This is a genomic window from Streptococcus sp. Marseille-Q5855, assembly GCF_946901985.1.
Taxonomy (GTDB): domain Bacteria; phylum Bacillota; class Bacilli; order Lactobacillales; family Streptococcaceae; genus Streptococcus.
This window is the reverse complement of sequence record NZ_CAMPPR010000001.1, coordinates 37,447-49,474: the sequence shown is the minus strand read 5'-3', so window position 1 is coordinate 49,474 and position 12,028 is coordinate 37,447. Positions and strand designations below refer to the sequence as shown.

The window sequence follows — 12,028 nt, the reverse complement described above, 5'->3', positions numbered from 1 at the left end:
ATCTTAAGCATTCCTTTTATTGAGGTAACGGTAAAAGGTTGTTTTGCTTAATTTAGAGGCATCAAGAATTTGACGAATAGAATACTCTTTGCTGTCATACATTTTTAAAGCTAAATCAATTGATAGCTTACCTTTACTTGGACGGCCCCCTTTTTTTCCTCGGACTCTGGCTGCCTTAAGACCAGAGTTAGTTCGTTCAATAATAATATCCCGTTCCAGTTCTGCTAAACTAGCCATAACTCGGAAAAAGAATCTTCCCATAGACGTTGAAGTATCTACGTTATCTTGAATAGATATAAAATTGACACTAAGTTCTTCAAATAATTCAGAAAGTTCAATCAAATGTTTAGTTGATCGTGAAATTCGATCTAACTTGTAAATGACAACAGAATCTCCTTCACGTAGTAGGTTGATCATTTCTTCTAATTGCGGTCGGTCTTTTTTCGCACCAGTTACTTTTTCTTGAAATAATTTATCAATTCCATAATGAGTAAGTGCATCAATTTGTAAACTAAGATTTTGATCATCCGTACTCACTCGAGCATAGCCAAAAATCATAAAAAAACCTCCTTAATTTTATAATTTAAATGTACCATAACTCATTAAGTATAACTATATAGGAACTATGAAAAAGGAACGGATTTTGGTACTTGATTTACTTAAAAAACATTTAGAAAAAGCAGGAAAATGAAAAGGTACCATAAACGGTCGTTTATGGTACCATTCAAATTTATCCTTATTGTACAAAATAACAGCGAAATTTTTAAATCTATTCCTTATCGATACAAATTCCCCGTAGGCGCTAGGGACCTCTTTAGCTCCTTGGAAGCTGTCAGTAGTATACCTAATAATTTATCTACATTCCCTTTAGTAACGTGTAACTTTCCAAATTTACAAAAGCGACTCATAGAATTATTTCCTCCCGTTAAATAATAGATAACTATTAAAAATAGACAATACTTGCTCATAAGTAACGGTACTTAAATTGTTTACTTTGGCGTGTTTCATTGCTTGATGAAACTGATTTTTAGTAAACAGTTGACGATATTCTCGATTGACCCATTTTGAAACAAAGTACGTATATAGCTTCCAATATTTATCTGGAACATCTGTGGTATGGCGGGTAAGTTTTATTAAGACACTGTTTACTTTTGGTTTAGGATGAAAGCATTCCGCTGGCAGCTTAAGCAATTGCTGAATCGAGACTTGAGTGTGCAAGAGCAACCCTAGTGTTCGGTGAATATCCAAGGTACGCTTGTAGAATCCTTCTTCAACAATCAGATAGATGTCAGACGCATGGCTTTCAAAAACCACTTTTTTAATAATTTGTGTGCTTAAATGGTAAGGAATATTCCCAACAATTTTATACCTCTGTTTGTTAGGGAATTGAAACTGTAGAATATCTTGGTGAATTAAAGTGACACGAATGTTCAGTTTTAATTTTTCTGACGATAAGTTGAATAGATGACTGTCTAATTCAATAGACGTTACCTGTTTACTTATTTTAGCCAGTTTCGTCGTTAAATGCCCTTTACCTGTTCCAATTTCGTAAACGGTATCGGTTTCTTTTAAATTCAATTGTTTTATTATTTGGTTGAGTACTTTTTCACTCGTTAAAAAGTTTTGAGAATATTTTATATTTTTGTTCATGTAATCACTCCTGAAGTGATTACATCTGTAAATAAATACAGAAGTTAAACGATTTGTTTGTAATTTTAGTTATCTGTTTAAAAAGTCATAAGATTAGTCACTGGTAGGAATTAATCTAACGTATTTATTTATCTGTGTAATCACTGTTTTTAGTCTGTTTCAAAACAGTAGATGTTTTATCTACATTACGCATTTGGAATACCAACATGACGAATCCCTCCTTCTTAATTACAAATTTTTAGCATCTAATTTAACTTCAATTCCTATTATACACAAAATTTTAAGATAATGCACTATCAACACACTCTTAAGTTTGCTTCTAAGTCTTATTTCCATAACTTTAGGGTTAACCATACGCAAGACCAATCACTCTCGGACAATACTCATGATTTTAATGATAAAATCCATGTTAAACCCATAGATAAGAAATACACCTGCAATAACCGTTACCTGTTTGTGCTAATTTAAAAATGCACCACTTTTTTATAATTAAAACGGTTGAAAACTGTACCACTAATAACTCACAATAGAGAGATGTCACCGTCAAGTTAAATGTACAAAATAACAGCGAAATTTTTAAATCTATTTCTTATCGATACAAATTCCTCGTAGGCGCTCGGGACCCCTACCTGCTAATAACTTGGTAAAAAGCACCCGACGATTACAGATAGAGAAATACATGGATAGCTTTACAGACAAAGAACTATCCTTAATGGAATCTTTAGCCAGCGGTATCAACGAAGCAAGAAACATCGAAGACTAATTAAAAGAATCCATACATAACGGAAAGAGCCGATAAAATGAGATTGTATTAATCTCATTTTATCGGCTCTGCGTCTTTGCGTCTGGCTCTGTAATCACAGTTACTTTGAACTGCTTTATTTCAATTAAATTTTCTTGTCTGCATTTCGGACAATAGAGGGGGAATTTTTTTAATTCAGTATCTTCCCTTATCTTTAATCGTGTTTTATTTCCACATACAGGACACAATATCCACTTGTAGTTTATAATAACTATCTCCTCCTTTACACTTTAATTCAAATCTTTATTAAAAAATATTTCATCTTATTTAACAAGAAACCATATTTATATAACAACATAAAATACACTAAGTTATTTTATTGAACATATATCGTACTTTATCTATCCGACTATTTGGACGACGGGGCTGGCAAACAGGTTCACCGGTAGTAACATGGTACCCTTTTAACTCTGTTAAACAAACACTACGTCCATTTGTAAAGAAAGTTAAATCACTACGATATTCTTGAATACACCGAGCAGGGATTTCTCCACTAAGAATGACCTCATTATTTTTCAATTGAGTGTCTACGATGTTCGCACAATATTTAGGAGCATCGTTGTATGCTCGTGAAAGATATTCCTGTGGCGCATAAATTTTAAAACTAAGATATGGCTCTAACAATTCTGTTCCAGCTTTTTTTAAGACTTGTTCCAATACAATAGGAGCAAGCATCCGAAAATCTGCTGGGGTACTAACAGGGCTATAGTATAAGCCATACTTAAAACAGATTTTACAGTCCGTCACATTCCAACCATACAATCCTTGTTCACAACCATAGCGTATCCCCTCCATAACTGCATTTTGAAACGATTGATTTAAGTATCCAAGAGAAACCGAGCTCTCATACTGTACTCCGCTCCCTAATGGAAGCTGTGCTACAGATAGACCAATGGAAGCCCAGAAAGGATTCGGTGGAACTTCGATGTGAATGGTATACTCTGCTTTTTTTAACGGTCTTTCCATATAAATGACTGTAGGCTCTTTTATTTCTATCTCCACATGATACTTTTCTTGCAGCAGAGCACAAGTCACTTCCATTTGTACTTTCCCTAAGAAAGAAAGTATGATTTCATGTGTCGCAGAATCCACATAATATCGCAGAAGCGGGTCACTGTCGGAGATTTCTAAAAGTGCATCAAGTAACATTTCCCTTTGTTGAGGTTTGCTCGGTTCAACAGTCGTTTGCAGCAGAGGGAGGGGATTTTCAATTCTCTCTCTCTGTGGCAATAGCTTTGTATCTCCAAGAACACTATTTAACTTCAAAAACTCATTCTGCAAAATAACAATTTCCCCGGAATAAGCCTTATCGATTTTACATAATTCACCATTTATTGAAGTATACATTTCTGTAATTTTTATTTTTTCCTTTTCCGATATTCTAACCGAATCTCGCAAATGCAGTACGCCACTATAAAGACGTATATATGCAAGACGCTGTCTTTTTTCCGAATACTCAATTTTGAAAACTTTTCCGCAAAGTTCAGACTGACCTCGATGTGTTGATGAATAAAATTTATTAGTAATAACTTCTATAAGGTTATCAATCCCTATATTACTTTTTGCACTTCCATGATAAAGAGGGAACAGAGAACAATTCTGAAATCTTATGCTTTCCTCTTGTTCGAGTTCCAATGCTTCTAATGATTTACCGGACATATATTTCTCTAAAAGGTCATCGTTTCCCTCTATTACCGTATCCCATTGTTCAGATTCGGTAAAGTTCGTCACACACATATTAGGATACAGTTCTACCTTCTGTTTGATTACAATTTCGGCAGAAAGTTTCTCTTTAATATCCTGATAAACCGTTGATAAATCAATTCCATTTTGGTCAATCTTATTGATAAAAAAGATTGTGGGAATCCCCATTTTCCTAAGTGCATGAAATAATATACGAGTTTGTGCTTGTACGCCATCTTTTGCAGAAATCAGTAGAATTGCCCCATCTAAAACTGATAATGAACGATATACTTCTGCTAAGAAATCCATATGTCCTGGCGTGTCTATGATGTTCACCTTCGTATTTTCCCACTGAAAAGAGGTTATTCCTGTCTGAATTGTAATTCCTCTCTGACGTTCTAAAAGCGTATTATCCGTCCTCGTTGTACCTTTGTCCACGCTTCCTAATTCTGTAATCGCTCCACTGTTATATAATAAGCTTTCTGTTAAGGTAGTTTTTCCCGCATCAACATGAGCTAAAACTCCAATATTAATAATTTTCATGTGATTTTCCTCCATTCAAAAGCCCAAAAGGGCATAAAAATCCCAGTGATAAATACTCTTATCACTGGGATTTTTATGCATAACCATAGGCATACAAAGCATACAGATATTCTCCGGATACTTTAGAATCACATGATAAAGGTATTCTTAAACTGGGTACAAAAAACTAAGCCCTCCTAAAAAAGGACATCCAATTATTTGTTCCCACTATCAAATTGACAGTTTATTTAAGAATACCTTGCCGCATATTTATTAACTCCTTTTAAATAGATACTTAAATTATAGCACGTAAGAGCATATTTGTAAAGGAATCTCCAATTTTTTATCAAAGAGAGTACGTGATTACAAAATAGCTGTAATAATGTACCAATATTTGTTATTCTATAATCTTCCAATTACTCCCGTTCTTTTCAAGTACCAAATCAAATTGAGATACCTGCGTTGCTTTGGTCTGCTGGTCGATATACTCCACTGTCAGCGATACCGTGACTTGATTATCCTTACGATTGTGAATAGGATTTACCAGTTCTTGAAAGATGTACTCTTTTCCGATTGGTTTTAATATCCCGTCATTCACATAGTAGGAAAGTTCACTGGCTGTCGCTGTAGGATAGAGCTTGAAGAACGTCGTTAAAAACTCATTGATTTCATTGGTTGTAATGGAATCAACCGTCCCCTCACTTTCAATGGCTTTTGGTTTATAACTTGATTTCTTAGGTATGTTGGTAATGGTCGGATTCTTAACCAGTACCATATTTCCAGAACCATCTACATAGACACTCACTATATAAGCAGAGTGGACGGTCTTTGTATTTTCTCCCTCTGTAATGAGCTGGTCTACACTGTAGGTTACATTAAACTCATTGTCGCCAGTTGGCTCTACCGTCCATATCTGAAATCCTCTTACAGAAGACGATACAGGAATATCTTTGCGTACTGTATCAACATTGAGAGCTTGAAGTTCATCTGTCAGATAGCCTTTTAGACTTTCCATTCGATTATCAATGGACTTATCGGATTGCTCCCATGAATAGTAGACTTTCGCAAAGTTCTCTACAAAATTTTCTACATGATGAGTATCAACGTATTCCTTTTCTATGATAGTTGTTTCGTGAATAGTATGAGTATCTATAGCTGTAAAGTGCTTGAATATCGCAAAGCTGAAACTAAGCCCTAAAAGTACCCACAAGGCAATCACAACCTTTTTATGAGGATTGACCTTATAGACACGAGGTTTCTTTTCCTTTGGTATCTGTTTTTCTTTATTCTGATTTTTTCTAAATTTCATCATTAAATCTTCCTTTCTCATTGTTTGATTCGTCCTGCTCCCACTAAATGCTGTTGCCAGTAGGGGCTTGTTAAGTCGGCATAACCGATTGGGTCGCCTGCATGAAACATACGGTTATTGCCAAGGTATATCCCAACATGAGTAATATAAGAGCCAGCGTTATAGGTAGAATGAAAGAAAACCAAATCGCCAGCTTGTGCTTCCGATAGTGGGATATGCTGGGTCACATCATATTGCTGTTGTGCGGTTCGTGGTAAGTTAATTCCAGCTTTTCCATACGTCCATTGTGTCAGTCCGCTACAATCAAAAGAAGTAGTCGGGGAAGCTCCACCGTAAACGTATCGCCAGCCCTCATATTTCAGTGCTTCGTCCATGATGGCTTGTACCGTATCATCATCAAACTCTGTTGTGACAAGATACTGCGTTACCAGTTGCACATAAAACATATTGCCATAGTTGTATCGCCAGCCCCCATTGATAGGTATGGCTATGGGATTGGGGTAAGACACTTTTTCGCCACCTGAATACTCTTTTGAGAAACTTTGAGCCAGTTCAAAGGTATATTTATTTCCACGATTAGCCACATACCCTAAGAAACCACCACCATAATTGTAGGACTGGATAACCGATTCTAAATCTACACTGAGCCTTTCGCTACTGGCTAATAATTCACTGAAATACTTCACACCTTGCTTAATGGATTCTTCTGTACTCAATGAATTAGGTGGAAGACCGAGGGATTCCGAGGACTGCATAACATCTTCCGCAGTACCGCCCGATTCCACCTGTATAATCGCAAGAAGTATGTTGACATATTCTTCAACGCCATATTCTTTGGCATATTTTTCTACCATAGGCTTATGAGCCAGCACTTCTGCGGAAACATTCACACCTCCATAATGAATATTGGAAATTCCGCTGTCCTGTTCATCTGAAAATAAAATGGCAACAAACAGAAGCAGTGAGAAGACCATCAAGAATAATCCAGAACCACCAATCACTAAAGTTTTCAACTTCATGGTTTCTTACCGACTTTCTTAATGGTGGCGGTTTTGATTGGTGGTCTACTTCTTGTATTTTGTAGTGGTACTCTTTGAACAGTAGACGGACGTTCTTTTGTGATTGGACGTTGTGAAGTTCTATCTGCTGTAGTGGTTGAAGTTGCTGGCTTTTGAACGGTTTTTTCTTGAACGGTATTGCCTTGGCGTTCCACTTTTGGACTTGAAAAATCGGACTTAACTGCTGGACGCTCTTGTTTGGCTTGTTGAGATTCCTTATATGAAGTCTGAATATTAGACTGTTTTGAGGTCTGTTCATCATGATATTGTTCTTGTCTTGTAGTCGGTCTTTCATGAACAGAAGAAGCAGGCTGTTTTTTCTGTTTGACCTGTTCCATTTCAGAGCGACGCTTCGCAATGGTTTTTCGCCTTTGTTCCTGCTGTTCCTTGCGTCCACTGGCTCTGTCCGCTTTGGTTTGAGAAATACTACTGGTTAAATCACGGACATTCTCTTTTACTTTGGATTTTCCTTGATATACTGCATATCTTGCATTGGTCGGCAAATCTTTAACCTGTTCTTTCAAACCACTAGCAGTGTCTACCATTCTGTCTTTGGTATCAGCTACTGTACCGATGGTTTGACCGATACGTTTTCCAAGTGTTGATTTTTCCTTTCCGTCTGGTCGGGAGTGATCTGCTTGTGTCCTTGCAGAACTCCCCGAACCCGACTGTCCTTTTTTACCTGTAACAATGGCAGACCCAGCCCCTAGAGTAGTCATGGAACGTCCAAGTTTCCGCTGTAGACGGTGCATGTGAGCGTGCATAAGCATACGAGGTTTTCTCATCACACGACTTCCCACACTTTGAGAATCGTTACTCTGTAGAAAAAACATACTCATTAAATCGCCCAGCTTGAAGTAGATTCCTGCAAAGGTCACAATCTGTAGAAAAGCAATCAAAAAGAACGGATAACCAGCCGATAAGGTATAGAGCATGGTTGAAATACTAAATGCTGTCGTAATAATCAATGTGATTCCAGCTCGTGTCAAAATGGTATTAAAGAGCTTTGTTATGGCTCGTTTTGACATACCATCAAATGATGGAATCATGCTTAAAATAAAGCTCACAGGCAGAAACATAGCATAGATGATAAAAAGTACCTGCGAGAAAATCATGATTCCTGTTAATAGGAATACAAATATGGAAATCCCAATATTGAAGACAAATAGGAAGAAGACTGTACCTAAACGGTTAATGGTCTTTGTAATGGTTAGATTGGTATTGCTTCTGTCTTCAATTTCTTCCGCAACAATTTTTTCTCTGTCTTCGCCATTGTTGGAATCTGGGCTGGTGGAGAGCAGGCTTTCCACACGGTCAATACCGATACTTTCAATGTCTGAACTGTTGTATTGAAGCAGTAGCCACGGTTGCTGAACCTGTATGGAAAACAGGCTATCTCTGATTAAGTCCACGCTGTCCTTGCCTTGACTATCGGAATGGGGCATGACAATCTTCGTGCCAAGTGATAAACTGGCATTACTGATGTCTGATGAAAAGTCATTGATTTTTTTAATGTAGTCGGGAGCGTAGGCAATAAAGGAAGCCGATAGGATAAACACCAGCACAAAATTCATAATGGCATGAATTGCCTTTGTGGTTTCTCTCTTTATCAGTCCCGTATAGGCAACATAAACCCCAAGAACCAAAATCAAGAGTAAGAGGAATCCAACATAGAAACCCTCTGTTGAAAATCCGTTTGCACTCACACCAGCTAAGGTCTGCATATTCTTACCAATGGAATCTGCTGTAGCGGAAATGAAGTCTAAGGAATAGGCTTCCTGTACTAAGTAACCTGTCGCATTGGAAACATACAAACTGATTGTCCAAATAAAATTGGTAATGGCATATAGTCCATACATGACCTGTTTTCCAATCCCGTCCGACCAGTTCCACGGAAGCCAGCCCCAGCTATTATCCACATAAAAATCCAGTTGATAGTTTTCAAGTGGGTATCGGCTGTATTCATTTGCCACATTGACCGTATCATCTACCAAGCCCGCAGCTTGAACCACCGTTCCCAGCATGGCTAAAAGAAAAATGGCAATCACAAGTGTGAAAGCCACTGTCATTGCCACTTTACCTAGACGTTTCAGCGTCCAGTTTGATTTTATTCTGTTTACTATTGATGGTTTCACATTTACACCTCTTTTCGCACAGGTGGTCTGGTATCAAAGGCATGGAGCAGTTCTTCAAATACAGGGTGGAACTGTATCACACCGACACGACCATATAAATCACTGATAAGGCATTGCCCGTTTTCCAAATCACGCAATCGCTTCTGATTGTTTTCGTCCTCTGGGTCTACACCAAAAAAGGCTAAGGTCTTTTTAATCTCGTTAAGGTCAGTGGAACGAAATGCAAATTTTAAGCCGAGGTTATTTTTCAGTTTTTCATCTAAGAGGTCGTCTGTATTTTGGGTCACGAAATATACCCCAGCGTTCATAGCACGACCAGCCCGAACCAGCTTCATAGATAGTGTTTTTCCTTGTGCTACCTGTAAAAAGCTCCATGCTTCGTCTAAATCTACAATCTTGAAAATGCTTCGGTCTGTATGGATAAAGTCTAAAGCAAAGGTACTAATGACAATCAGCATAGCAACGGATAAAAGCTCCATAGTGGTATATTCCTCAAAGGAAGTTTCCTTGTCGGGAAGTACCAAGTCCGCAACCTGTATAATGTTCAGTTGTTTTTCTAAGCTGATAGACTGCTCCACATAACCATTACTGAATAATAAATGTGCAAAGTCATAGTCTGTAAAACTTTCGATATGGTCGGCTATACTGGTACTTAGTGGCGTATTCTCAACCCGTAATTCCTCAATCACTTTCATCAACCCTCGTACTTCACTATTGGTTACTGCACGAATGGCTTTTCTAAGGATTGGGAAGCGTTCCCCATCACGAGAGGAAATCCCCGTAAGGAATGTCAGAATATCAATAGCCAGTGATTCAGAATCTTTGGGATTTTTCATAATCACATAAGGGTCAAGTAAGCCTTTGTTTTTCTCATCAGAAGTCAGAGTGACGATATTGATTTCATGGGAAATCTCTGGCAAGGTTTCTTTCCATCTGCCACGTTCTGCTTTTGGGTCTACAATCACTGCTTGTGCCCCATAAAGCACCGCATAATAGACGATAAGGTTATTCGCAAAGGATTTACCACCACCCAGCGAACCAACAAAAGCCGACGCTAACGCATTGGTTACTGAACCCTTAACCCCTTGACTGGCAAGAGCAGGTTTCAGATAGACATTGCGTCCAGTATCTAAGCTGTAGCCAACATAAATCCCCTCATTTTCCCCCAGCATTTGAGTAGCACCAAAACCTAAACCAGCGAGGAAATCAGAGGTCACGTATTGAATATAATCATTCATATAACGCTTGCTGGCAGGTAAAAATTCTTCATGTAAGCCGAGCATATCCCCAAATGGTCGTACCAGTTTTACGCTTAAATCGTCATAAAAATCTTTCACTTCATTACAACGACGTTTGAGTTCGTCAAGATCATTTGCTGATACCCTTACCACATAAGACAGCTTGTACATAGATTCCTTGCTTTGGTCTAAATTGGTTTCCAGCTCATTCACACTTTCCAGAGCTTCCGCCACATTGGAGCTGGTTTCATTATCACTTTGCCAAGCGTGGTTATCCAAGTCTTTCAGTTCTTTCTTTTTATTGCGGACAGTAGATAGGGCTTTACGATTCGCTACAATTTCCACATTCATTGACGTATCAATCGGGAATGTAAATTGCTGTTGCTGGTAGTAGAAGATTTCAGAGGACGGGAAGTCCAGTTCTCCGACAATGCTGTTAATGGTAAAGTAAGCTACATAGACGGTTTCATCTTCCTGCTGGATTTTCAAATATCGCTGTTTTTCTTCCACCAAACAGCGAGTAGGCTTAATCAAGTCATAGTATTTAATCAGCGTTTCATTATCCAGCTTTTTCTTTGATAGATGGTACTCATACTCTTCATAGGCAGTGCCTGTCTGTCCGTAAAGGTGTTCAATCAGATAGCCGAAGTCGTCCTTATCTAACCTGCGGATTTTGAAACGACGAGAGATTTTATTTTCTAAGAGCTTTTCCATCTTCTGAAAACGCAGGATTTCATCATTACTCATACTAACAAAATCGCCCATCAGCTTATGGTTCACATCATAGACAAAATCAGACAAAGCATTTTTTGCTTCAACGGTAAGACTTTTCATAGAAAACTCCTGATCGTTGAGAAGCAACTTAAAGCCGATAAAGAAACGGTAGTTCACTTGATTTTCGCCAATCATGGATATTAAAGCGTCTGTCTGTTGGTCGATTTTGTCATAGGCAACCGCTTTGAGCTTGCCAGTGACTTCATTTTTGGAACGCTCTTGTGCAGAACGTATGCTGGATTCTGTACTGATTTGTAAAGCATGAATTTTGCCATCACGATTTTGTGCGATAAGCTGTCTGAAAGAATCATGCACTTGTATTTTCTGTTCTGGACTTAGAAATGAGTAATTGTAAGGAACAAGCTCATAGTAAGCATAACATTCCCCGTCTTTATTCCAGACGAGATTGTTTTCAATGTATTTAATTGGATATGCCATAAAATTCACTCCTAACTGCTGTAATGGCTTCTTGTGGCTGGTTTCTGCCAAGCGTTACTTTTTTTCCTGCATAGGTCAGCTTTGGTCGCAGTGCATAAGCAATGACAGACTTCAAAAATCCATAAGGCTTTTTACCATCAAAAGTTTTTGTAGACATAAACCATGTGAAAGCCACAGGAATCCCAAAGTATTTGAGAAATGCTCCCTCTATCATGGAAAGAGGGGGCAAGTTGCCAAGTATCATCACTGCAAAGAGTGACACGACAAACCATGTCATTTGCGTAAAGGTTATGGGAAACGGAAGTCTAAAATCATTGATAGAATACAGTACCTTTTCCACAGACCAGATACTGGTATAGCTTCGTATTTTCTTCATGTAATCAATCCTTTCATAAAAAATAGGGGTAGCTGATTGAGCC

10 protein-coding genes and 3 pseudogenes are annotated in these 12,028 nt (G+C 38.0%); 1 reads left to right on the top strand and 12 read right to left on the bottom strand.

Annotated features, from left to right (window positions below; genetic code table 11):
• Positions 1–3: 3 nt before the first annotated feature.
• The 4 genes and pseudogenes from OC529_RS00265 to OC529_RS11730 form a co-directional block, all read right to left on the bottom strand.
• The gene (locus OC529_RS00265; protein WP_000576156.1) at positions 4–558 is read right to left on the bottom strand and encodes a recombinase family protein; all 555 of its coding nucleotides are present in this window, start codon (positions 556–558) and stop codon (positions 4–6) included.
• Between the two features lie 354 nt (positions 559–912).
• Positions 913–1,650 (bottom strand): 23S rRNA (adenine(2058)-N(6))-methyltransferase Erm(B), encoded by a 738-nt coding sequence (gene erm(B), locus OC529_RS00260; protein WP_001038790.1) that lies wholly within the window; start codon positions 1,648–1,650, stop codon positions 913–915.
• 124 nt (positions 1,651–1,774) lie between these two features.
• A complete protein-coding gene (locus OC529_RS00255) occupies positions 1,775–1,858 on the bottom strand; it encodes a 23S rRNA methyltransferase attenuation leader peptide (protein ID WP_001865637.1) in 84 nt (27 codons plus the stop codon).
• Positions 1,859–1,906: 48 nt separating this feature from the next.
• Positions 1,907–1,992, bottom strand: a pseudogene (locus tag OC529_RS11730) (MLS leader peptide); the annotation flags it as partial.
• A 283-nt stretch (positions 1,993–2,275) separates the two neighbouring features.
• Between OC529_RS11730 and OC529_RS00250 the strand changes: the two are divergent.
• Positions 2,276–2,413, top strand: a pseudogene (locus OC529_RS00250) (XRE family transcriptional regulator); the annotation flags it as partial.
• Positions 2,414–2,472: 59 nt separating this feature from the next.
• Here the strand turns inward: OC529_RS00250 and OC529_RS00245 are convergent.
• The 8 genes and pseudogenes from OC529_RS00245 to OC529_RS00210 form a co-directional block, all read right to left on the bottom strand.
• Complete coding sequence (locus OC529_RS00245; RefSeq protein ID WP_000336323.1) at positions 2,473–2,640, bottom strand: cysteine-rich KTR domain-containing protein; 168 nt, start codon at positions 2,638–2,640, stop codon at positions 2,473–2,475.
• Between the two features lie 118 nt (positions 2,641–2,758).
• Complete coding sequence (gene tet(M), locus OC529_RS00240) at positions 2,759–4,678, bottom strand: tetracycline resistance ribosomal protection protein Tet(M) (RefSeq protein ID WP_000691741.1); 1,920 nt, start codon at positions 4,676–4,678, stop codon at positions 2,759–2,761.
• Positions 4,679–4,693: 15 nt separating this feature from the next.
• Positions 4,694–4,741: pseudogene (locus OC529_RS11815) on the bottom strand (hypothetical protein); the annotation flags it as partial.
• Positions 4,742–5,054: 313 nt separating this feature from the next.
• A complete protein-coding gene (locus OC529_RS00230; protein WP_001224318.1) occupies positions 5,055–5,987 on the bottom strand; it encodes a conjugal transfer protein in 933 nt (310 codons plus the stop codon).
• Entirely contained in the window at positions 5,984–6,985 is a 1,002-nt protein-coding gene (locus tag OC529_RS00225) for a lysozyme family protein (RefSeq protein ID WP_000769868.1), read from the bottom strand. The genes OC529_RS00230 and OC529_RS00225 overlap by 4 nt, the downstream gene beginning before the upstream one ends.
• Positions 6,982–9,159: a CD3337/EF1877 family mobilome membrane protein gene (locus OC529_RS00220; RefSeq protein WP_262081237.1), complete on the bottom strand. Its 2,178-nt coding sequence runs from the start codon at positions 9,157–9,159 to the stop codon at positions 6,982–6,984. Before OC529_RS00220 ends, OC529_RS00225 begins: the two co-directional genes overlap by 4 nt.
• 2 nt (positions 9,160–9,161) lie before the next feature.
• Complete coding sequence (locus OC529_RS00215; RefSeq protein WP_000331160.1) at positions 9,162–11,609, bottom strand: ATP-binding protein; 2,448 nt, start codon at positions 11,607–11,609, stop codon at positions 9,162–9,164.
• Entirely contained in the window at positions 11,593–11,985 is a 393-nt protein-coding gene (locus tag OC529_RS00210; RefSeq protein WP_000723888.1) for a conjugal transfer protein, read from the bottom strand. Before OC529_RS00210 ends, OC529_RS00215 begins: the two co-directional genes overlap by 17 nt.
• Positions 11,986–12,028 lie beyond the last annotated feature (43 nt).